20 protein-coding genes and 1 tRNA gene are annotated in these 23,037 nt (G+C 47.5%); 13 read left to right on the top strand and 8 right to left on the bottom strand.

What is annotated here, in order from left to right:
- Positions 1–535: 535 nt before the first annotated feature.
- Positions 536–1,513, bottom strand: a complete 978-nt coding sequence (locus tag ACYVJQ_RS10595) for an ROK family protein (RefSeq protein WP_460893047.1) — start codon at positions 1,511–1,513, stop codon at positions 536–538.
- Positions 1,514–1,981: 468 nt separating this feature from the next.
- On the opposite strand from ACYVJQ_RS10595, the gene gyrB reads away from it, so the two are divergent.
- Positions 1,982–3,937 carry a DNA topoisomerase (ATP-hydrolyzing) subunit B gene (gene gyrB, locus ACYVJQ_RS10590; RefSeq protein WP_460893046.1) on the top strand — a complete coding sequence of 652 codons (1,956 nt, stop codon included), beginning with the start codon at positions 1,982–1,984 and terminating at the stop codon, positions 3,935–3,937.
- Between the two features lie 303 nt (positions 3,938–4,240).
- Entirely contained in the window at positions 4,241–6,343 is a 2,103-nt protein-coding gene (gene ppk1 / locus ACYVJQ_RS10585) for a polyphosphate kinase 1 (protein WP_460893045.1), read from the top strand.
- A 377-nt stretch (positions 6,344–6,720) separates the two neighbouring features.
- Here the strand turns inward: ppk1 and ACYVJQ_RS10580 are convergent, their stop codons facing one another.
- Positions 6,721–7,647, bottom strand: coding sequence for a Ppx/GppA phosphatase family protein (locus tag ACYVJQ_RS10580; protein ID WP_460893044.1), 927 nt, complete (start codon positions 7,645–7,647; stop codon positions 6,721–6,723).
- Between the two features lie 263 nt (positions 7,648–7,910).
- On the opposite strand from ACYVJQ_RS10580, the gene greA reads away from it, so the two are divergent.
- Together greA and ACYVJQ_RS10570 are read left to right on the top strand one after the other, a co-directional pair.
- Positions 7,911–8,384, top strand: coding sequence for a transcription elongation factor GreA (gene greA, locus ACYVJQ_RS10575; protein WP_460893043.1), 474 nt, complete (start codon positions 7,911–7,913; stop codon positions 8,382–8,384).
- Between the two features lie 11 nt (positions 8,385–8,395).
- Positions 8,396–8,788: an HIT family protein gene (locus ACYVJQ_RS10570; RefSeq protein ID WP_460893042.1), complete on the top strand. Its 393-nt coding sequence runs from the start codon at positions 8,396–8,398 to the stop codon at positions 8,786–8,788.
- 164 nt (positions 8,789–8,952) lie between these two features.
- Here the strand turns inward: ACYVJQ_RS10570 and ruvC are convergent, their stop codons facing one another.
- Entirely contained in the window at positions 8,953–9,525 is a 573-nt protein-coding gene (gene ruvC, locus ACYVJQ_RS10565; RefSeq protein ID WP_460893041.1) for a crossover junction endodeoxyribonuclease RuvC, read from the bottom strand.
- On the opposite strand from ruvC, the gene ACYVJQ_RS10560 reads away from it, so the two are divergent.
- From ACYVJQ_RS10560 to ACYVJQ_RS10520, 9 genes are all read left to right on the top strand, one after another.
- The gene (locus ACYVJQ_RS10560) at positions 9,517–10,527 is read left to right on the top strand and encodes a lysylphosphatidylglycerol synthase domain-containing protein (protein ID WP_460893040.1); all 1,011 of its coding nucleotides are present in this window, start codon (positions 9,517–9,519) and stop codon (positions 10,525–10,527) included. The two genes, ruvC and ACYVJQ_RS10560, sit on opposite strands and share 9 nt — an antisense overlap.
- A gap of 5 nt (positions 10,528–10,532) precedes the next feature.
- Positions 10,533–11,660, top strand: a complete 1,128-nt coding sequence (locus ACYVJQ_RS10555) for a glycosyltransferase (protein WP_460893039.1) — start codon at positions 10,533–10,535, stop codon at positions 11,658–11,660.
- Complete coding sequence (locus tag ACYVJQ_RS10550; protein ID WP_460893038.1) at positions 11,657–11,914, top strand: hypothetical protein; 258 nt, start codon at positions 11,657–11,659, stop codon at positions 11,912–11,914. Before ACYVJQ_RS10555 ends, ACYVJQ_RS10550 begins: the two co-directional genes overlap by 4 nt.
- Positions 11,915–12,208: 294 nt before the next feature.
- Positions 12,209–13,432, top strand: a complete 1,224-nt coding sequence (locus tag ACYVJQ_RS10545) for a PP2C family protein-serine/threonine phosphatase (RefSeq protein WP_460893037.1) — start codon at positions 12,209–12,211, stop codon at positions 13,430–13,432.
- A gap of 139 nt (positions 13,433–13,571) precedes the next feature.
- Positions 13,572–14,138 (top strand): polysaccharide deacetylase family protein, encoded by a 567-nt coding sequence (locus ACYVJQ_RS10540; protein ID WP_460893036.1) that lies wholly within the window; start codon positions 13,572–13,574, stop codon positions 14,136–14,138.
- A 2-nt stretch (positions 14,139–14,140) separates the two neighbouring features.
- Positions 14,141–15,232 carry a glycosyltransferase gene (locus tag ACYVJQ_RS10535; protein ID WP_460893035.1) on the top strand — a complete coding sequence of 364 codons (1,092 nt, stop codon included), beginning with the start codon at positions 14,141–14,143 and terminating at the stop codon, positions 15,230–15,232.
- 130 nt (positions 15,233–15,362) lie between these two features.
- Positions 15,363–16,124 (top strand): TatD family hydrolase, encoded by a 762-nt coding sequence (locus ACYVJQ_RS10530; protein ID WP_460893034.1) that lies wholly within the window; start codon positions 15,363–15,365, stop codon positions 16,122–16,124.
- 4 nt (positions 16,125–16,128) lie between these two features.
- On the top strand, positions 16,129–17,202 hold the full coding sequence (locus tag ACYVJQ_RS10525) for an asparaginase (RefSeq protein WP_460893033.1): 1,074 nt from the start codon (positions 16,129–16,131) through the stop codon (positions 17,200–17,202).
- A 70-nt stretch (positions 17,203–17,272) separates the two neighbouring features.
- Positions 17,273–17,359: transfer RNA gene (locus ACYVJQ_RS10520), tRNA-Ser, on the top strand.
- Positions 17,360–18,050: 691 nt separating this feature from the next.
- On the opposite strand, the gene ACYVJQ_RS10515 is transcribed toward ACYVJQ_RS10520, so the two are convergent.
- The 5 genes from ACYVJQ_RS10515 to ACYVJQ_RS10495 all read right to left on the bottom strand — a co-directional run bounded on the left by ACYVJQ_RS10515 (position 18,051) and on the right by ACYVJQ_RS10495 (position 23,018).
- Positions 18,051–18,314: a hypothetical protein gene (locus ACYVJQ_RS10515; protein ID WP_460893032.1), complete on the bottom strand. Its 264-nt coding sequence runs from the start codon at positions 18,312–18,314 to the stop codon at positions 18,051–18,053.
- A gap of 198 nt (positions 18,315–18,512) precedes the next feature.
- Positions 18,513–19,046, bottom strand: a complete 534-nt coding sequence (locus ACYVJQ_RS10510) for an ABC transporter permease subunit (protein WP_460893031.1) — start codon at positions 19,044–19,046, stop codon at positions 18,513–18,515.
- 530 nt (positions 19,047–19,576) lie between these two features.
- Positions 19,577–20,809, bottom strand: a complete 1,233-nt coding sequence (locus ACYVJQ_RS10505) for an ABC transporter permease (RefSeq protein WP_460893593.1) — start codon at positions 20,807–20,809, stop codon at positions 19,577–19,579.
- A 138-nt stretch (positions 20,810–20,947) separates the two neighbouring features.
- The gene (locus ACYVJQ_RS10500; RefSeq protein WP_460893030.1) at positions 20,948–22,669 is read right to left on the bottom strand and encodes an ABC transporter substrate-binding protein; all 1,722 of its coding nucleotides are present in this window, start codon (positions 22,667–22,669) and stop codon (positions 20,948–20,950) included.
- Positions 22,670–22,787: 118 nt separating this feature from the next.
- Positions 22,788–23,018, bottom strand: a complete 231-nt coding sequence (locus ACYVJQ_RS10495) for a hypothetical protein (protein WP_460893029.1) — start codon at positions 23,016–23,018, stop codon at positions 22,788–22,790.
- Between the last annotated feature and the right edge of the window lie 19 nt (positions 23,019–23,037).

Genomic DNA, 23,037 nt, shown 5'->3' with positions numbered 1-23,037 from the left:
ATAGTTAAAGTGGATATATAAAATAGCTATCTAATGCAAATAATGAGTAGCTGCTGGCTTTAAATTATCTTGAAGCAAAATTTGATCGACCTTAAAAAATAAAACTAAAATGTCTTTGTGATAGCTAGTTTAGGCGATGCTTTTGCTGGTGGGTTTTATATAAAAGATAATAAGGTAGTTGTAAGAATGGAAGTGGTTTGATTATAATAGTTAATCAAAAGATTTTCTTTCTAGTAGGTAAAAGGAAAATAGAGATTTAATTATCTGAAAATAGAACCGTATTGTGTTAAATTATTGAAAGGTATGGGAATTAAATATTTCTTTTATGTGCTTAATAAGTGTTAATTGCCCGATAAAAAGAATTTTTAAATATTATTTACTGTTTGATAAAATCTTTACTTATTTTAGTGAAGTTTAGATATTCTGTATAAAATGCAGGTTGTATTGATAGGGCACATTTACTAGTGTATATTATAAAATAAAAAAAGCCTGAAGAGAAATCCTCAGGCTTTTTTTATTAGAATGTCTCCTTTAGTTAAGAGACAGGCATTCGCTCTAGTTCTTTCCAGGCCAGGGCGGCGGCGCCCATGACAGCCGTATTGTTCAGGCCCAGGCCTGACGGCAATATTTTCACCTTGTTTTTGAAAATACTTAGCAGGTTCTTCTCCATGTGGTAGCGAACCGGGTCAAATAAAAACTCCTCGGCTCTTACCAATCCTCCGAATAGGAAGATGGCTTCAGGGCTCAGGTGGGCCACGGTATCTGTTAATTTCATACCCAGCATTTTACCGGTGTACTCAAAACAGTCAATGGCAATTTTATCACCGCGTTTGGCGGCTTGGGTTATCATTTCAGCGGTAAGGTCATTGAAGCTCACGCCGCGCAATTCACTGTAATCGGTGTAGTCGGCTAAGAACTTGTACACGGTGCGCTTGATGCCCGTGGCAGACACGTAGGTTTCCAGGCAGCCACGGCGTCCGCAACCGCATACACGGCCGCTGCCTTTCACGTTGACAAGGGTATGGCCCAATTCGCCGGCATTGCCGTCATGGCCATATACCAATTCGCCGTTTACCACAATGCCGCTTCCCAGGCCGGTGCCCAGGGTGACCACTACAAAATTCTTCATGTTTTTGGCGCCGCCGTAGATCATCTCGCCAATGGCCGCTGCGTTGGCATCATTGGTAAGGAATACGGGAACCTTGAAATAGCCTTGCAACAGTTCTACCAACGGCACAGTACCATGCCATTTCAGGTTGGGGGCGTACTCAATGGTGCCGGTGTAGAAGTTGCCATTGGGGGCGCCTACACCTACGCCAATCAGGTTGGCCTCGTCTTCAATCTTTTTGAACTTGGTCTGAACCTCCTGGTAAAAAATGCGCAGGAAATCATGCACGGTTTCGCCTTCGGTGGTAGGGAGCTCACCGTGGGTTAAGATAATGCCGTCGCGGTCCAGAAACCCGAATTTGGTGTTGGTACCACCGATGTCAATGCCTAGAATTACGTCCTTCATGAGAGTTTGTAGAGATTGGTGCGGAAGGGTACAAGATTATTAGCTCTTATACCGTTACATAAAATAAGAGACCGAAACTTAAGAAGAAACCCCCGTTTTGCCAAAAAATTAGCCTCGTTGTTTGGTTTTCCAGGGTGGTTGTCCACTATGGTGGCATTTTTAGCTAAGCCAGGCCTCCAAAAACATGGGATTCGGAATGGATTACCCATTACCCTCCGATTAAGCTTTTCCGGATAATAAGGTTGCCAACTAATTTTCTGTTTTAAGCCTATTTTAAGAAAAACAGGCTTAAAACGTGGGCCTTGCCGCCCCGACCAAGGCCTATGTTCAGCTGATTATGAGTTTTGAAACGAAGACCCCGGCAGCCCACCTAAATAATTAACTAAAGTCTATATTTGATCTCCAAAAGCTGGCAAAAACCGATAAAATTCGCTATTTTTGTAGGTGAAAAAACATCTGAATAATTCAATGAGTGACCAAGAAGAAAAAGACATGAACGCCTATTCCGCAGACAGTATTCAGGTCCTTGAGGGCTTGGAGGCAGTACGGAAACGGCCGGCCATGTACATCGGTGACATCGGGATCAAAGGTTTGCACCACCTGGTTTGGGAGGTAGTAGACAACTCCATAGATGAGGCCCTTGCCGGGCACTGTGACGAGATCAGTGTCACCATTCATACAGACAACTCCATTTCGGTGTCAGACAACGGCCGGGGTATTCCGGTTGATTTTCACCAGAAGGAAGGCCGTTCTGCCCTGGAGGTAGTTATGACGGTGTTGCACGCCGGTGGTAAGTTTGACAAAGACTCATACAAAGTTTCCGGTGGTTTGCACGGCGTGGGGGTATCCTGCGTGAACGCCTTGTCTACAGACTTGCACGTGACCGTGCACCGCAACGGCCGGCAGTATGAACAACATTACAATATTGGGGTGCCCGCTTACCCGGTGCGCGAAATAGGTCCTACTGAAATAACCGGTACCACCGTTCATTTTCAGCCGGACGCCAGCATCTTTACGGTAACGGAATATAAGTATGAGACGGTAGCCAGCCGTCTGCGCGAGCTTTCCTTCCTGAACAAAGGCATTAGAATCAACCTGACTGACCTCCGCGAGGAAATCTCAGAAGGGGAGTACCTCTCTGATTCTTTCTACTCTGAGGGCGGTCTGCGCGAATTTGTGGCCTACCTGGAAGAGACCCGCGTGAACCTGATTCCTACGCCCATTTATGTGGAAAGTGAGAAAGGCGGTATTCCAGTAGAGATTGCCCTTAATTACAATACCTCTTATACAGAGAATATCTTCTCTTACGTAAACAACATCAATACCCATGAAGGCGGTACCCATGTGGCCGGCTTTAGAAGAGCCCTTACCCGTACTTTAAAAAGCTACGCCGAGAAATCTGGTATGCTGGAGAAAGCCAAGGTAGAGATTCAGGGTGATGACTTTAGGGAAGGCTTGACCGCGGTTATTTCTGTGAAAGTACAGGAGCCGCAGTTTGAAGGCCAGACCAAGACCAAGCTGGGAAACTCAGACGTGATGGGCGCCGTGGATACGGTAGTAGGAGAGATCCTGAACCAGTTCCTGGAGGAAAACCCCAAAGAGGCGCGTATCATCATCCAGAAAGTGATTTTGGCGGCGCAGGCTCGTCTCGCCGCCCGCAAGGCCCGTGAGATGGTGCAGCGTAAGAACGTGATGGGTGGTTCTGGTTTACCCGGTAAACTAGCCGACTGCTCTGACTCAAACCCAGAAAACTGTGAACTATACTTGGTGGAGGGTGACTCGGCGGGTGGTTCTGCCAAGCAAGGCCGTGACCGTAAGTTCCAGGCTATTCTGCCGTTGCGCGGTAAGATCCTGAACGTAGAGAAGGCCCAGGAGCACCGCATCTATGAGAACGAGGAGATCAAGAACATGATCACCGCCCTGGGCGTGAGCTTCGGGACACCGGAGGACGACAAGGCTCTGAACATGAATAAGCTGCGTTACCACAAGGTGATCATCATGACCGATGCGGACGTGGACGGTTCTCACATCAGAACCTTGATCCTGACGTTCTTCTTCCGGTACATGCGTGACCTTATTGACTCTGGTTACGTGTACATTGCCTTGCCGCCCCTTTACCTGGTGAAAAAAGGCAAGGAAGAGCGTTACTGCTGGACCGAGCAAGACCGCCTGGAGGCCATTGCCGAATTGGGCAAAGGCAAAGAAGACAGCGTGGGCGTGCAGCGCTACAAAGGTCTGGGAGAGATGAACCCAGAGCAGTTATGGGAAACCACCATGCGCCCAGATACCCGCAGTTTGAAGCAGGTTTCCGTAGAATCGGCGGCTGAGGCTGATCACCTGTTCTCTATGTTGATGGGCGATGAAGTGGCCCCGCGTCGTGACTTTATTGAACGCAACGCCAAATACGCTAAAGTAGACGTGTAAAAAGTACTGATCCGCTTGGCTCCCTTTTTGGAGGAAATCTGAAAATGATTTTAGCGTGAAAGAGTCCTTTTTCAAGGAGTAGACGTATAAATTACTGGAAAAGCCTGCCTAACAGCAGGCTTTTCTTTTTCTTTTGTAAGGCACAGTAAAAACCTGTTATCTTAGCAAAAGAAGCCTGAGCAGACTTTTTAGGAAGGGGGAGCGAAGCCATATCGCTGGGAAATACATTTCCTACGGGCGACTTTCCGGCCTATTGAGGCAAGCCTTTTCTAATTTCTTGGTACCAGGGACCTATTTCAAACTATGAGTGCAATCAAGGCATCGGAGCAGATCCGGAAAAGTAATTACATCAGTAGAGACCTAAGCTGGCTCAGGTTCAATTACCGGGTGCTGGACTTGGCCCGAAACCCAGAGACACCTCTGTTTGAACGGCTTAAGTTTCTGGCTATTACTGCCTCTAACCTGGATGAGTTCTTCATGATCAGGGTAGGCAGTTTATATAATTACATTGACTACGGTAAGGAGCGCATTGATTACTCGGGGTTGCGGGAACAACCATTCCGGAAAAAACTCATGGATTTGGCCCACCGCTTCGTGGCTGACCAGTGCCAGGCCTATGATGACCTTCGGCGTGACTTTGAAAGCCAGGGGTTCAACATCTGTGGGGTAGAGGACCTTACCGAGAGTGAGCAGGCCAAAGCCGATTTCTATTTCCGGAACACGGTGTACCCGCTGCTCACACCCATGGTGTATGACAGCTACCACGGTTTCCCGCTCATGATGAACCAGCTGCTCATCTTTGGCGTGGTTACCCGCACCACTGAAGAAGCCAAGCAGCAGAGCCGTATCACTTTTGTGCAGATACCGGGTAACCTCACCCGCTTCTTTGAGATCACCCGTAAAAACAAGATCATCTTCGTACCCATTGAAGACATTATCCGCTGGAACATGCCCAAGCTGTTCCGGAACGTGGAGATTGACTCAGTGAACCTGTTCCGGATTACCAGAAACGGTGATTTTACGCTGGAGGAAAGCGATGACATGGACCAGGATTTTGTGCAGGAGGTAAAGCTAAAGCTGAAAACCCGCAAGAAAGGCCGGGTGGTACGCATGGAAGTGGAGCGGGCGCCTTCGTCTTACATGATGAAAATGCTCAAGGAGCGCTGGACCATAGATAACGGCAACGTTTTCTCCATTGACCGCCTCCTTGACCTGAAGGGCCTCTGGCAGATTATTAAGCACCCGCAGTTCGCCTCTAAGGTACAGCGGCCCATGACGCCGGTGCCCTCGCCTAGCCTGCCGCCGGGGGCAATGGACAATATCTTTGAATACCTCAAGGAACATGACGTGCTGTTGCACCACCCTTACAACAGCATGGACCCTGTGGTTACGCTGCTGGAGAAAGCCGCCGAAGACCCCTATGTGCTGGGGATCAAACAAACCATCTATCGGCTAGCGGATAACTCCCGGGTGACAGCGGCGCTTTTAAAGGCCGCCGAAAACGGAAAACACGTGTCAGCGCTGTTTGAGGTGAAGGCGCGCTTTGACGAGGAACGTAACATCAAGGAAGGGGAGAAACTGGAGAAGGCCGGCTGCTTCGTGATCTACGGCATCAGCAAATATAAGACCCACACTAAGATGATGATGATCATCCGGAAGGAGGGCGAAAAGGTAACGCGGTACGTGCACATTGGCTCCGGGAACTACAATGAGCAAACCAGCCGCATGTATACAGACATCAGCCTTTTAACCACGGATGATGTCTATGCCCATGACGTGTCTGAGTTCTTCAATGTAATTACAGGCCACTCTTACCCAGAGAACTATGAGTACCTGATCACGGCGCCCAAAGATATGCGCCAACAGCTGATCAAACTTATCCGGCAGGAAACGCATAACGCCGAGATGGGGCTTCCGGCAGGTATTGTCATCAAAATCAATTCCCTGGAAGACAAGGAAGTGATGGATGAGTTCTACGTGGCCTCACAGGCCGGGGTAAAAATCAAGTTGATTGTACGCGGTATCTGTTGCCTGCGCCCGGGCCGTGAAGGGTTGAGCGAGAACATTCAGGTAAGTTCCATTGTGGGTGAGTACCTGGAACACGCCCGCCTGTTCTACTTCCACAACAACGGTGATCCTTTGGTGCTGGGCGGCTCAGCAGATATAATGGTGCGCAGTTTTGAGAGACGTATTGAGGCACTTTTCTACATTGTACACGAAGACCTCAAACGCCAGGCTATCCATATCCTGCGCTACAACCTCATGGACAACCAGAACTGCTACATCATGCGCGAAGACGGTTCCTACATTAAACGCCAGCCCGCCGAAGGGGAGAAGCCCTTCAACATGCACCGTGAATTCTACCACCTTACGTCTGAAATGACCGAAGAAGCCTGTTTGTTTTAGGTGCCTGATGACCGAAGTCGCATTGGCTTGGATTGATTTGTCGTCCAATTGATTACTTTTAGGAAGACAGCTGTTTTGGGCCTGTTTTTCTAAAAACAAGCCCAAAACAGAAACGCTTGCTATTTTCCGCAAAGGAAAATAGCAAGCGTTTTTGTTTTTAGAAGGTTTCAAAAACCCTCAGGGTGTAGCCTTAAAATAGAATCCGGCCCGAATCATTTACTTCTTAAGGATTATTTAATCTATAAAGGTTTTCCTAAGTGATGAAAGGGTGAATCAATGCTTTCTAGTAGGCTGTTGGTTTGCATGTAAGCGCCTTTCTCTGTTTTGGGCCTGTTTTCTGAAAAACAGGCCTAAAACAGAAAAACGTTTAAGGATGCTTAAAAGTCTTGCTTGATATAATGGTGCGTGGCGCCCTGGTGACGTTCATATAAGGTTTGCAGAATGCCGTCTTTCAGGCCTACCTGTGGCACCAACATACTTTCCAGGTGGGCCCATTTCATGGCCGAAAGGTAAATCTCGGCGGCAGGCACGATCACATCGGCGCGGTCTGCGTTGAGCAAGAGCACCTTTACCCGTTCTTCCATGGTAAGACTGGCTATGTGCTCTACCACTTCTTCAATCTGCTTCCGGAAGATAGGCTTGCCTCCCGTTTTACGGGCCATGTCATAGATCTTGTTGATGTTGCCCCCTGTGCCAATAGCCCTTGATACGTGGTGCAGTTTGGCGTTTTCGGTGACCCAGTCCTGCATGGCGTGCCAGATCTCCATGGAGTCTTCGCCCTGCATGTGCCTTATGGAGCCTTGCTCAAAGGACCGGGAGGCTACCTTCATGCGGTTTACATAGATGTTGAACTCAGTACTACCGCCGCCCACGTCTATGTGCAGGTAGTTTTTGTCATCCAGTTGTTGCCTGATGACTAGGTTGATCAGATCTGCTTCGGTGGTGCCGTCAATTACCTGTATGTGCAGGCCCAGCTTCTTTTGCACTTCCGTGAGAATCTCGTGGGCATTGGTGGCAGAGCGCATGGCAGAGGTGGCACAGATCATGTAGTCATGCACTTCGTGTACCTCCATGAGCAGATGCAAGGCGTGCAGCAGTTTCAAGAATTTCTCGCTCTTGGGTTTAGAGATGACCCCAGAGGCAAACACGTCTTCGCCCAGGCGCATTGGGTAGCGTATGTATTCCACGCGTTTAAAGAGCACCTGGTCTTCAAACTTGAACACATTAGAGATTTGGCAGCGTACCGCGTTAGAGCCAATATCAACGGCGGCTAATCTAAGAAGAGGTTCTGTGGATGAAGACATACGCATGAAAAACAAGTACCTTCAAAAGTACATACCGCTGTTCAAATTGTAAGGGTATGGGACGTATGTTTTTCAGAAAACCATGAGAAAAGAACACAAAAACAATTGGCGTTTGCCAGGATTTTCAAGGGGCCCCGGAAGCAGGTGAAATATTGCCTGATTTGCGTACAGTTCAAAAAAATATGCTACCTTAGCATTAGAACGGTCTCCAAGCGGAAGGCCGTTCTTCTTTTTTTTAAACATTGTACTAACCCATTACAGATATGGCAACAGTATCTTATTACACCCCAGAGGGATTACAGAAGCTCAAGGAAGAGTTACATGAATTGAAGACAAAAGGACGTTCTGAGGTGGCCAGACAACTGGCAGAGGCGCGTGACAAAGGGGACCTGAGTGAGAACGCAGAGTATGATGCAGCCAAAGATGCCCAGGGTCACCTGGAGTTGAAGATATCTAAACTAGAGGAAGTGCTGGGCAACGCCCGCCTGATAGATGAGACCAACATGGACCTGTCAAAGGCCCTTATTCTTTCTAAGGTTAAATTGAAAAACCTGAACAACAACATGGAGATGATCTACACCCTGGTAGCCGAAGAAGAGGCTAACTTGGGTGCTGGGAAAATCTCTGTGAAATCACCCATTGGCAAAGGCTTACTGGGCAAATCAGTAGGCGAGATCGCCGAGATCACGGTACCCGCCGGTAAGCTGCGTTTTGAGATCCTGGATATAAGCCGGTAAACCAAAAAGCCATGGAAACCATTTTCTCTAAAATTGTAAAAGGCGAAATTCAGGCGTACAAAGTGCTGGAAGATGACCGTTTTCTGGCATTTTTAGATGTGTTTCCCCTGGTGAAAGGCCACACGCTGGTCATCCCCAAAGAACCGGTAGATTACATTTTTGATCTGGAGTCAGACACCCTGGGAGACCTGCATAAATTTGCCCAGAAAGTAGCGGTGGCGTTGAAGAAAGCTGTGCCCTGCGTACGGGTGGGGGTGGCCGTGATTGGCCTGGAAGTTCCCCATGCCCATATTCACCTGGTGCCCTTGAACCAAATGTCTGACCTGAACTTCAGTAACCCCAAACAAAAGTTCACACCTGAGGAAATGGAGGAAGTGGCAGAAAAGATCAGGCAGGCCATATAATTGCTGATTGTTAATTGCTACTTGTTGTTGACCCGATTATTGGGTTGCCACATCAAGACATTCAAATAAGGTAAAAGCCATTCGGTCCGTTTTGGGCCTGTTTTCCGGAAAACAGGCCCAAAACGGACCGAATGGCTTTATAAGACCTAATAACTGACAATTAATTACTTAGACATTCGGTCTGGGTTCTCAGTCAGGAATGCTTTCCAGGATTTGCCGCCGGCTTTTTGGTTATTGCCTTGCTGGTAGTGGTGACAAAGGGCCACGGCCAGGGCATCGGTAGCATCCAGGAATTTGGGTGCCTCCTTTATCTTAAGGATTTGGAGTAACATTGAGGCTACCTGCTCTTTAGAGGCGTTTCCGTTGCCAGTCACAGATTGTTTTACTTTCTTTGGGGCATATTCTACGTACGGAATGTCGCGGGAGAGGGCGGCGGCAATGGCCACTCCCTGCGCCTGGCCTAACTTAAGCATAGATTGTACGTTGGTGCCGTAAAATGGGGCCTCAATGGCTAGCTCGTCTGGCAGGTATTCGGTGATGAGCCGAAGGGTGGCGTCAAAAATCTTTTTCAGTTTAACGGCGTGGTTGGCATAGCTTTTAAGCTGCAGTACGCCGTATTGGAGCACGGTAATCTTGGATCCGTTCACCTCTATGAGGCCATAGCCCATGACGTTGGTGCCTGGGTCAATGCCTAAGATTAACTTATTATTGGGAAGGACAGGGGTAGAATGAATCATGAGGTGCAAAAATACAAACAATCTGGCAATCTGCTGGTATCCCGTCGGTTTTTGGGCTGGCTCGGGAAACTGGCCGTCTTTGCGTTAACCGCCTATTACCTTTTCCACGCTATTTCTGAGGCCAGAACCAACAGTGCCTTTTCGGTGCATACCTTGCAGCAAGTGTGGCAAAACAGTTGGGCAGCCGTTCTTTTGGCAGCCGTTTTGTTACCGGCAAACTGGGGCGTAGAGGCCGCCAAATGGCAATTTCTTTCAAAGAAAATTGAGAAAATATCTTTTCTGAAAGCCTACCGGGCGGTAATGGTGGGCCTCACCCTGGGGTTTGTGACTCCCAACCGGGTTGGGGACTATGCAGGTCGTATCCTTACCATGCACCAGGACAACCGCTCAGATGCCATAGGCGCAATTCTACTGGGTCGGTTGTGCCAGCTATATGCGACCGTGTTGTTGGGTTCGGGAGCCATTGCCTATTTCGTCTTTAAATTTTACGTGCCTTTAGCCTCCCCGGTGGGGCTATCAGTAGGGGTAGGCTTGCTTTTTATGAATGGATGGGCCCTGGCACTGCTATTTAGCGTGCGGGGGGCAATCCAGTTTCTGGAGAGGATTCCGGTAGTCAAGCGGTGGGTTCATTACTTTGCGGTGGTGGGTCAATACTCTGGGGCCGAGCTCAGAAAAGTCCTCTGGATTTCTGGAATACGATATTTGGTCTTTCTTGGGCAGTTTGCCTTGTTGTTGTGGGCCTTCGGGGTACGCCTTTCGCCGGAGGAATATGTATGGGGTGTGGCCGGAACTTTCCTGTTAAAATCGGTGGTGCCCTCTATTAACGCATTAGCTGATATTGGCATGCGTGAACTGTCTGCCATGCACTTCTTCGGTATGATGGGCCAGGACCCTTTGCTGGTACTAGGGGCCAGCCTTTCTTTGTGGGCTCTGAACATTGCCTTGCCCAGCTTGGTAGGGTTGATCTTTGTTTTGCCCTTAAAACTTTCCCTCCCCAAGTGATCTCTATGCTGCTGGTTTATTTGGTACTGGGTCTGTACGCATTTGTGGTGCTAAAATGCCTGGCGGCCTGGAATCAACTTCCTAAGGTTTCCTTGGCAGAATCTGCGCCGCCGGCGTTTTTTTCGGTCATCATACCGGTGCGAAATGAGGCTACAAACATCACAGCCTTGCTGCAGGACCTGGAGCGGCAGCAATACCCTAAAAATGCCTTTGAGGTGTTGGTGATAGATGACCATTCTGAAGATGCAACGCCCATTTTAGTCCGCCAATTTCAGGCACAATCTTCTCTTTCCCTTACGTTGCTTTCTCTGGCTTCTTTCCCTGGTAAAAAACAGAAAAAAGGGGCGGTGGAGGTAGGCATTCAAGCCGCCCAAGGGGAGTGGATTGCCTGCACCGACGGCGATTGTCGGGTTTCCCCTAATTGGCTGTTGACCCTTAATCAGGTCAGGCAGGAGCAAGAGTCAAAATTCATCAGTGGTCCCGTGCAATATGCGCCTACCCAATCCATTTGGCAACAGGTCCAGGCCCTGGAATTTTCGGCCTTGATTGGGGTAGGGGCAGCCTCTATTAGTCTGCAGAAACCCACCATGTGCAATGGCGCCAACCTGGCGTATGAGAAGGCAGCCTTTTATGCGGTGAACGGGTTTGCTGGCAATGAACAGATCCCCTCCGGTGATGATGAATTCCTGCTGCATAAAATCCACCAGCGGTTTCCGGGCAAGGTGGCCTTTGCCAAAGCCAGGGAAGCGGTGGTTCTAACGCCCCCGGCGGCTACGGTCACTCAGTTCTTTCACCAGCGCATTAGATGGGCCAGCAAATGGAAACATTATGAAACACTTTCGTCCAGGCTGCTGGCCTTACTTGTGTTGGCTGCCAACCTGGCCGTGGTGGGTGGGGTGGGTGCCTCGGTTTTGGGTTTCTGGCCCTGGTGGGGGGGCGCCTTGGGGCTACTCCTGAAATTGGGGGCAGACGGCCTGCTGCTGTACCATGTTTTAGGCTTTTTTGGCAAAAAGACCTTACTTTGGCACCTTATCGTTTTACAAATGGGGTACGGGCCGTATATCCTTTTAACCGCCTTGTTTGGCCTGAAAGGGAACTACGCCTGGAAAGGCCGCCAATTAACCACCGCATGACAGATCAGGAATTTGATATTTTAGACGAGCTTTATTTCGTCACCTCTTTTGAGGAATTGCAATCCAGAATAGGATTGCCAGAACCCGCGCTGCGCGAAGCCCTGAGAGACTTAATTGGCAGCAATTACGTCAAATGCCTTTTCCCGGACCAGGATACGGTGGTGCCTTTTGACCCAACGCATTTTGAAAAAGAGGGGCACCATTATTTTTTTCTGGCTACCAAAGAAGGCCTGCTGGCGCATAACTCCAAGTAGGGTTTTGCAGTAACGTAAGGTCCATGGAAAGCTTTCTTTTTTGAACTTGAAAGCCTCTTAAAGGTAACTTCTGTTTTGAGGACGTTTTTTAGAAAACAGGCCCAAAACGGCCAGCCAGCAGCAGGCTGAAAGAACCACATTATTGCCGGATAAAAGGTTTTCCATAAAAATGGATTGTGCCGCGGTAATTTTTAGTTTCTTTGCCTTTTGTCTCCCGGTAGTATAAGTTAAAATGCTTATTTTGGGTTAGTACGGCTAATGGGTTGTGAATGAATCCTAAATGTCTTAATGCAAATGTCTGAACTGAAGTTTCCTACAGTAGAGCAGGAGTTGAACCTGAAGAAGTTGGAATTGGCTGCCCTGTTGGAAATTACCAAGGCCATCAATAATAACCTCCCCGAAGAAGCCCTCTATAAGATCTACCATTTCACGCTGCTGGCGCAACTGAACATCAGGCGGCTGGCCCTTTTCCTCATTGATGAGAAATGGGAATGCAAAGTATGCTTCGGCACTGACCATAACTTCAGGGATATTGAGCTGCCCCAGGCTGTCACTGACTTAAGGGAAATTACCTCGCTGGCCAAACTCAACATTGACAAGCGCTGGCATGACTTTGAGACCGTCATTCCCATCATGCACAACAACCGCATTCTGGCTTTTGTCATGATTGGGAACGTGCATGCCTATTACACTACGCTGGGGGCATTAAGCTTTGTGCAAACGCTAAGCAATATCATTCTGGTGGCCATGGAAAACCGCCGTCTGGAGCGTCACCGCCTTACCCAGGAGGCCATGCGCAAGGAGATTGAAATTGCCCGCGAAGTGCAGAACATGCTCTTCCCTAAGTCATTGCCCAACAACAAAGACGTGGCCATCCACGCCACCTATATCCCGCACTCGTCTATTGGGGGAGATTACTATGATTATGTGCCCATAGACAAAGACCAGTTTCTCTTCTGTGTGGCAGACGTGTCGGGCAAGGGCGTTCCAGCCTCACTGCTCATGTCTAACTTTCAGGCCGGTATCCGGACAATTCTGCGACAGACCACCAACCTCAGCACCATTGTAAGTGAACTGAATGACTTGATTTATCGCAACGCGATTGCTGAAAAGTTCATTACCTGCTTTCTGGGTATTTACAACCGGCAAACCCGGGAGTTGAGTTATGTGAATGCGGGCCATAACGCCTCCATTCTTCTGTATGATAACAACACCTACAAATTGCTGGAGGAGGGTTGCACCATGCTGGGGATATTTGACGAACTTCCGTTTTTATCTGTGACCAAGGTGCAGATACCACCGCAGTCATTTGTGCTCTGCTACACAGATGGCCTTACTGAGGTGTTTAACCATGACGAAGACGAATTTGGGTTGGAAAACACCATTCGGGTGCTTCAAAATTGTCGGTACGTAAGTTCCCGTAACATCCATTCACAACTCCTGAAAGAAATCAACGCCTATAACTGTGATGACTCCTTCAGTGATGACATTACCCTGCTTTCCTGCCGGTTTAAATAAGCTGGAGTAAAGGACGTTTTCGGGTTTGCGCTGCCCTTAATTTTTTGTTCACCCAGGCTTATCTCTCCTTGTGATACGGTTCTTTAAAACTCCCTTCTTTTTACCCTGGCTGTTTCCAAAGGTTTGGTGGCGAAAAGCGGTGGAAGAGAAAACCATATTTCTGACCTTTGATGACGGCCCCATTCCGCAGGTTACGCCCTTTGTGTTAGAGCAATTAGCGGCTTTTCAGGCCAAGGCTACCTTTTTCTGCGTAGGCGAAAACCTGGAGCGCCACCCCGAAATAGCCACCCAGGCAGTGCAACAAGGACACGTACTGGGTAACCATACCCACCAGCACGTAAAAGCCTTTTCCCTTGCTCCAGAAGCCTATCTGGAGCAGGTAACCAAATGCCAGAATGTTTTAAATACCTTAGAGAAGAAAGGAGCCCCCACCAAGTTGTTCAGGCCGCCCCATGGCCAACTGACCTGGCGGCATTTGCGTAAGCTGCAACCAGAATACCAGGTAGTGATGTGGAGTAGTCTGGCGTATGATTTTGACCAGACCCTTTCGCCGGAGGCCTGTCTTAAAAACACTATCGCCACCATTCAGCCAGGGGCGGTTGTTGTGTTGCATGACAGCCTGAAAGCCGAGCGCAACCTCAGGTATGTTTTGCCCCGGCTGCTGGACCATTTCTCCAACCTGGGGTATCGTTTCCAAACCCTTTAGGCATGCTGTTTTCCATAGGCTTTTTTGTGCTGTATTTTACCCTGTTCCTGCTGTTGCTGGGGCTGTGGTGGCGCCGGAAAAAGCCTGAGATTCCTTTGCCGCAATATTATCCAAGAATCAGTATTTTAATTGCCGCGCGAAACGAGGAACATCATATCCTTACCTGTTTGGAGGCCATTGACCGGTTAGATTACCCCAAAGAGAAAATAGAAGTACTGGTGGGCAATGACCGTTCCACAGACCAGACCCAGGCCTTGGTAGAAGCATTTGCCCAACAGCACCCGTATGTTTCCTGCCTGAACATTACCCATGACCTGCCCGGCACCAAAGGCAAGCCCAATGTGTTGGCGCAACTAGCCCAAAAAGCAACTTCAGACCTCTACTTTTTCACGGACGCCGATATAGAGGTACCCCCACACTGGGTAGACACCTTATTGGGTTTTCTTACCCCTGGAACCGGAATAGTAACCGGTATCACCACCACCAAAGGGCCCCGCTTGTTTGACCGGTTGCAGGCTTTAGACTGGCTATTTGCCTTGGGCCTAATGCAAGTAGTAGCAGACAGAAACGTGCCGGTTTCTACCATGGGAAATAACATGCTGGTTTCGCGGCAGGCCTATGAGGCGGTAGGGGGCTACGCCGGAATTCCCTTCTCCATCACTGAAGATGTGCAGCTGTTCAGACAGGTAGTAGCCAAGGGCTTTAAAAGTGCCAATGTCTACAGCCCTAACGTACTAGCACTTTCCTCGCCGGCCCCAGACCTAATTACCCTGTACCAGCAGCGGCTCCGCTGGATGCGCGGCTCCTTTCATTTACCTTGGTACATGTGGTTGCTGTTAGCCATTTACACCGCCTATTACCCCGTCTGGATTCCTTTTTTTCTGCAATCCTCTCTGGCGGCAGCCGGTCTGGTTTTCCTATTGAAGGTAATTTGCCAAAGTGTGTTTGTCCATCTCTGTGCAAAGCATGCTGGAAGAAAAACCAATTTGGTAGATGTGCTGCTGTTGGAAGCCTATCTGCTTTTCAACTCAGTAATCCTTTTAGTGCTTTTATTTTTGCCGTTAAAGGTAAGGTGGAAGGGTAGGCAGTATTAAGTTCACTTGGAAAGAATGCCCAGGCTGCCAGAAAGCGCGTGGCGGTATTTTTTCAATTCTTTACCTTTGCGTTTTAAGCCTGTTTTTCAGAAAACAGGCTTAAAACAGAAGTTTCGCTTTATCCTTACCCATGACCTACATAGATTCTCACGCGCACGTTTTTTCGCCAGACTTTACCCAGGATAGGGAGGAGATGCTTCAGCGGGCCAAAGACGCTGGGGTGACCCAAATCTTCATGCCCAATATTGACCTTGCCTCCCTGGAAGTCATGCTTCAACTGGAGCAGGATCATCCCTGGTGCCACTCGCTTTTAGGTCTTCATCCGTGCCATGTTTTCCAGGATTTCAGGCAGGTGCTGGCCCAATTGGAAGAGCAGTTTGAGAAACGGTACTTTAAAGGCGTAGGCGAAGCCGGCTTGGATTATTACTGGGACAAAACCTTTGTTTCTGAGCAGCAAGAAGCCCTCAGGATTCAATGCGGTTGGGCCAAGGAGCACCACATCCCTATTGTCTTGCATACCAGAGACGCTTTTCATGATACGCTTCAGATTATCAAAGAAGAGCAGGACGGGTCGCTACGCGGAATTTTCCACTGCTTTTCCGGCACTGTAGAAGAAGCCCAAGCAGCGGTAGACCAGAATTTTCTTTTGGGCATAGGAGGAGTGAGCACCTTCAAAAACGGAGGCCTTGAACCGGTTTTGCAGGCAATTGATTTAAAACATCTGGTATTGGAAACCGACAGTCCGTATCTTGCGCCCGTTCCCAAACGGGGGAAGCGAAATGAACCTGCTTACCTGCCGTACGTGGCGCAGCGCATAGCTGAAATCAAAAGTATTTCCTTAGACGAGGTTGCCGCGGCTACAACGGCCAATGCCCAACGCCTCTTTTCCTGATAGTATGAAGTTTTTAAAGGTAAATATCAATACGGCGGCCCCCCGTGACCCAGAGGCTTCCATCTTGCTTATTTACACTGGGGGTACCATTGGCATGGTCTCAGACAAGCAGGATGAACACTTGGTGCCGTTTGATTTCAGTGAGGTGATACACCGGGTGCCAGAAATGCGTCAGTTTAAGATAATCCTGACGGTTCTAAGTCTTGACCCGCCTATTGACTCCTCCAATATTGGCGTGGAGCACTGGATTAAATTGGCGCAGGTCATCCAGGTGAATTACCAGGAGTATGATGGGTTTGTGATCCTGCACGGTACTGATACAATGGCTTACAGCGCCTCGGCGTTGAGCTTTCTACTGGAAAACCTGGGCAAGCCGGTGATCTTCACAGGCGCGCAGGTACCCATCGGCCGGATGCGGACCGACGCCCGTCGTAATTTGATTACTGCTTTAGAAATTGCCTCAGCGCACCGCAAGGGCAGGCCATTGGTGCCAGAAGTCTGCATCTTTTTCAATACCCTTTTGCTGCGGGGAAACAGGTCTACCAAAGTTGAAAGCCGACACTTCAATGCCTTTCATTCGGGGAAGTATGCTCCTCTGGCCAAGGCCGGCATTGACATAGAATACAATCAATCAGTGATCCTGGACCCGCCAGCCGGGCCATTACGCGTGTTTGGTGACCTGGAAAGCCAGGTGGCGGTTCTGAAACTTTTTCCTGGCATAAATGAAGCGGTGGTAAAAGCTATATTAAGCGCCAAAGGCCTGAAAGGGTTGGTATTGGAAACTTTTGGTGCCGGAAACGCACCCACTTACCCTTGGTTTTTGAAACTGTTACGCGAAGCGGTAAAAAAAGGGATTACTATCCTGAACGTATCCCAATGTGAAGAAGGAGAGGTGAACCAGGGGCAATATGAAACCAGTAAATATCTGAAAGACATGGGCGTTATTGGCGGCTCTGACCTTAGCACAGAGGCAGCCGTTACTAAATTGATGTTTGTGTTGGCCCAGAACCTATCTAAAGAAGAGATTACCCATGCCCTGGAAAGTGACCTTAGGGGCGAATTAACCAATAGAAACTAAGCGGAAAAGCCATAAGTTACTTGCATATGAAAATGCTTCTGACTTACTTTGCATTCCCATTTAAGGACCCGGAGAGGTGTCAGAGTGGTCGAACGAGCACGCCTGGAAAGTGTGTATACTGGTAACGGTATCGAGGGTTCGAATCCCTCCCTCTCCGCACAATTAAAGCCCCAATTATTGTTTTCAATAATTGGGGCTTTTTGTTTTCGTACACCGCAAGTTTGAGTCTCTCAAAGATTTACTTTTATTGGTTAGGCACATAATAGGAATAGAAAGTGAAGGGGCCGCTATAAAGTTGACTTTCTATCATTCCAAAAAATACTCCCGAATTTTAAAGGGTTACTGGTTTTCTTAAATAGGGTAGTAGGAGTGGGTGGCATAAAAATATAATACCATGCTATGGTTAATACTAGTAAGCCCAACCTCCAGCCATACATTCTCTTGGTATTGATCTTTGCCAACATAAATTTCCTTTCCGTTCTTTCTATCATTATAGGTGAATTTGACTAGGTGCAAAGCCAAAACCCAATTTTGCTTTCCTTTCTTTCTAGTTCATTTTAGTCCTGGCAATAATTTGCGCATCAACTCTGTAATCACTTCTATAGATGAAATCAGAATAGTGTCTGCGTTTTGAGCCTGTTTTCTGAAAAACAGGCTCAAAACAGCTTTGAAGATAGAAGTGATTTATTGATGAAGCTTTTCGGAAGCCTCTATATTACCTTGATAATAGGACGGTAAGGTAGGAATAGGGCAAAAAAAAGCCTGCCGGTGACAAGCCGGCAGGCAAACAGACAAACAACAAAAAAACTAACTTCCGCATGGGGGGCTACGGAAGACAACAAAAAAAACTAGTATCTAATACCTGGGTGACCAGTTAGAGAATCAAATTCAAAAGTGCCTAAATAATATCCGTCTAAGATGAAACCATCAGACAGGGCAGACTTGAATTCAAACCTGCCGGCTGATGATGAAGTGTTTACCAATTCCTGAGGCGCAAAAGCCAAAAGCGAAGTTTGTCCGCCAGGTTTTTTTGAAACTGAAGAAAAGCTAACTTGAGGGAATTGCTGCTGAACCTTTGCAGAAATTAAACCCGTTCCAGATACTTTCATCATCTTATACCTTTTAATATGATACAATGATAAAGGGTTAAGTATTTAGAAAACAGGAAACAATTGGCTAAGCTATAACTTAGATATAATAGATAGCAAATGTTAAAAAACAAAGACCAAAGTGCTAATAAAGCATCCAAGCGAAGAATTTATTATCCGAGGCGATAAAAAAAAGGAAAGAAATAGGTAAAAAGTAACGGCTTATCGGGCTTTTTTGGTGGAATATTTATTGCCTAAAGACTGTAAACTGAAAATACTGAGCAGTAATAACAAAGCCGGGAAAGCGAATAGCCACCAAGCCTCCAGAGAAAGGCGGGCGGATGCCAGCATTTTACCCCAGGAAGGCACATCAGCCGGTAGCCCTATGCCTAGGTACGCTAGGGTAGATCCAATGCCCAAAAGCCCTGAGGCGGCAAAACAGAAATTAGTAATGATGGGCCCTTTCATAGAAGGCCAAAGGTGGTGTAGAAGAACCCGGTGAAAGGGAATGCCTAAGGAAGTGGTGGCTTCAAAATACGGCTCTTGCTTAATTTGCAAAACAATAGCCCTTGCCACCTGGGCAGGCAAGACCCAATAAGTAGCCCCAATCCAAGCCATTAAGGATACCACCGAAAATGGGGTAAAAGTAGTGAGCAGTAGTAACAGAAGGAGCTTAGGGAAAGTAGACCAAATCTCAATAATTTTTTGGAGGGCCCCATCTACCGGAACATTAAGGGTTTTAGTGGACGTAACCAACCTTTTAAGTATTTGGTAGGAAACCCAAAAGCATATTGCCAAAGCAAACAAAAAAAGGACCGGTGGATGCCCTTCATTTAACCAGGAAGGTAATCCTTTAGAAAATAAACCCCTCTGGAACAAAGGGTAAAAAAGCACGGCCAGCCCTACTGTAATAGCCAGGGAAAGCAAAAGTGAAACTGAAATCCTGCCTTTTTCATTACCTACCAAGGCGGCTATTGTACCTGCTGTTACCCCCAATACGGTTGCAATTACCAGGGGAGGGAATACCAAGAGCCAGGCTGTTTGGCAACTCAGAAAAAGGTAGGTTAGCACATCTCTACCAAGTTGGTCTGAACCTAATGGGTGTGCCGGGTTCTGGAACGGTGGGGAATAGGCTTGCGAAGGATTCGCCCAGAGCTGTCCCCCCAAAGTGAGGTAAAGGTACGCGCCTCCGGCTGCGGCGGTGAATAGCAACAACCAGATCATCGCCCAATTTGCTGAGGCAATTGGAACAGATAAAGGGAATGCTCTGGCCACCTTCATTTCTATTACGCTCTACTTAGTCTGGGATCAATAAAGGCTATGATAAGCTCTTTCATCCAAATGACAATCACCCTAAAAATCAGAAAGAAAAGCGTAAGCCCTATCAGGACCGGAAAATCGGCGGAAAGGATGGATCTGGTCAATAAGCTCCCCAGGCCTGGTAAGGAAAAAGTTATTTCTATGACCAGCACCCCAGACATTAACCCTATAATCACCTCACTTACAATAGTTAAAGTAGGAACCAGGGCGTTAGGCAAGGCGTGGGTTTGTAAGGCTTTTCTGGGGGCTAATCCTTTGGCTAATGCCGTCCGGAGGTAAAGCTGGCCATTCTGGTCTTGCAGGCTTCGGTAAAATTGTAACGAAAGAAAAGGGAGTATCAACAAAACAACACAGACTGCTCCCAGCAAGATGGAAGGTTGGCTCCAAAGTTGAAAAAGGGAGGCTTGGCCGTAATTTTCATCAAATAAATAACTGGAAGAAAGCCCAGCCCAAATAAGCCAAAAACCATATAAGGCCAAGGCAATTAGAAAGGCAGGTATGCTGTCCAGAAAATATAAGAACAAATGGGAAACCCTGGTAATAGTGGCTTTTGGGTGTAGTGTAAAATAAATGCCTATGTAATAGGTAAGAAGGAGCCCTGCCAAAAGCCCTAAAGAGGCTATTGAAAAAGAAACAAGGGCTGCCTGTGCAATTTTGGTTGAGACCGGTTCATAATCCTGGGAAGATACCCCAAGGTCTCCTGATAAGAAACTTGTGATCCATTGGTGGTAGGTATTTTCTACGCCGTTCCACTTTACTTTAGGAAGATAGTAGGAAAGAGGCGCTTCTCCCGCTTGCAGGGTTTTCCAAGCAGTTAATAGGTCAATAGCTTCTGGTTTTTTACTCTCGGAAAGAAAATTCAATATTTTTTTCTGCTCCCCTTCTCTTTCAGATACGTTCTGGCTCAGAGACCAGGCTATGAGTAACTGCCTTACCTGTTGCCTATGGGTTTTTTCAGCAGATTGGTTCCAGGCACTCCAGGAGACATAAAATGTGCGGGTGGCGGCTGCGCCTTTCCAGAGAACAGCTCGCTCTACCCATGGCTGGTCTAGTGGCTCAGCATGGAGGGTGGTAGCTTCCTGCCTTCCTGCTAATTCCAATTCCACATAGAATAAGGGAAGGTTCTGGCCGGTCCTGTTTTGGTAGTCTGTAGTTACTTTTGAAAGCGTTGTGGCGTCACTCAACCCATACGTAGCCATGTCTGCGTTTTGCAGTCCTTTTGGTTTTTGCAGGGAAGGCAACATCCTACTCAGTGCAAAAACTAATGTAGCCGTAAACCAAAGGGTAAAAGCCAGCTTAAACAACTGCCTGATAGGGTGCATCAAAGGCATTTCGTCTTACTTCTTTAACGTAAATTTAGTAAGGTCATAGCCCGGTTTTAAAGGGGAGATTACCGCCGAGTCTATTCTCCTTGAGAGGGCAATTTTATTTTGAAGGAAGTAAAGGAAAACCCAATTGCTCTCTTCCTGCATTTCTTGCTGAAGTTTTTTCAGTAACATAGCCTTGTGCTGTACTCGTTCCTCAGTTGCGATCTGCTCCAGTAATTGGTCTGTTTCTGAGGTGCCAAAACTGGTTACGTTAGATCCTCCTTGGACTGCATTTTTGGAATGAAGCAACGGAATAAGGTTATAGGAGAAAGGGTTGCCAGAAAGCGTTCTGAAGAAAAGATCAAACTGTTTGTTATCTAGCCTTTCCCTGATCTGGCTACTCTCTAAACCTTGAATGGTAACAGGAACCCCAATGGTCTGCGCATTTTGCTTGAATAGAATGGCCATGTGTTCAAAATCTGAATTGCCTGCCCTGTGCAACACTTCCAGTTGAAGCTTATGATTTTGATTGGCAATGGTCTTATGCCAGCCTTCAGCAGACTTTTTCCAGCCGGCTTTTCCTAACAGGTGGGTAGCCGTATTAGGGTTGAATTTTATAGGAGCCAAATCTTTATTATAAAACTGGGATTCCTCTGGATGTACCAAGCCAACAGTAGGGGTGGCATAATTGCCTTGTACTGTCTGGATTATTTCCGGGACATTAAATAAGTGCGCAATAGCTTGCCGGGTGAGTTTGTCTTCAAGGGCGGGTTTTGCGCCATTCATGCCCAAAAAAACTAAATCAAAAGAAGGCGGAGAGTAGAATTTGAACGTCTTTTTATATTTCTCATCCTGCTTCATTTCTTGGAAAGCCACTAATGGCATATCATCCAGCAAATCCAACTGGCCGGCTTTGAGCGCCATAATAGCTGCGGCATTGTCTGGTATTACCTGGAAATTGATTTTACGTGGGTTGGCCTGAAGAATCCGGGCATTTTTGGCTACTTGATTTCCCCACCAGTTGGGCTTTTTTTCTAAGACAAGGGTCTGCCCGTTTCGCCAGGATTTAAGCTTATAAGGGCCACTTCCTCTCACCAAGGCTGTATCTCTGGCAAAGGAAGACTGGTTCAGGAACGCTGCATAGGTTTGAAAGGTGGAAGTAGCCGCCAAAGAATCAAATTTATCTCTTATAGTTTTAAATGGAATCTTGGCGAGTGTTCCCTTAGGGTCAAAAGTATGCGCAGGCACCACAAAGAAGTCACCGGCCATTAACCGCATTTCTGGAGTGTACCCACGGCAGATCAGGGTAAATGAAGTTGAATCACCGGGTAGAAAAACAATATCTTTTATGAAGTCAAACTGGGCCCTCCAGCGCTCATTGTCCAATAAAGGGCTGTGCAATAATTTAAGCGACAAGGCCACATCTGCAGCGGTAACCGCTGCACCATTATCCCACTTAGCTTCAGGGCGAATTTTGAAGGTAAAATAAGAAAGGGAATCTTCCCGGCGCACAACAGGAAGGCTTTCTGCCAATAAAGGCGTAATGGATTTGTCTTCCAGGTTTATGGTAAGAAGACTCTGGTAAATGAAGTTCAGGACTTGAAGGGCCGGTGCATTCCCATAACTTAAGGGATGCAAGGACTCCGGATCCTGGGAGAAACGTACCCTAATGCTTTCCTCCTTTGGAGGAGTGGAACAGGATAAGAGGCAAATAAAAAAAAGGCTAAGGCTCTTTGCGCAGTAGTTTTTCATAAGGAGCAGAAAGATTAGGCAAACGCCCTGCTCAATATTACGAAACTTGCCTCAATTAGCCTTAGCCAACAATATTTTTTAGGAAGCTTAATAATTCTTCCCTATGGATTGGATTTACTTAGTCTCTTGTATCCCAAGTACCTGAACCACCAAAAACTGAATCTCCGGTGCCAGTACCAGTACCGCCATCTGTGGTAGTAGTGGTGCCATCAGTAGTCTGTGTAGACGTAGTGGAAGTTGTGGAGAAAGTTGTGGCGGTAGTTGTAGATGCCTTTTGGTCCTTTTGTTGTACAGTTCCACCATTCAAAAGGGCAAGTTGCAAGAGCAGAGAAAGAAGTAAATCTAGCATGGCTTAGTTGATTAAAGTA

The sequence above is a fragment of the Rufibacter soli genome (genome assembly GCF_054781795.1).
Note: the sequence above shows the minus strand (reverse complement) of the source record. Positions and strands in the feature narration are given on the sequence as shown.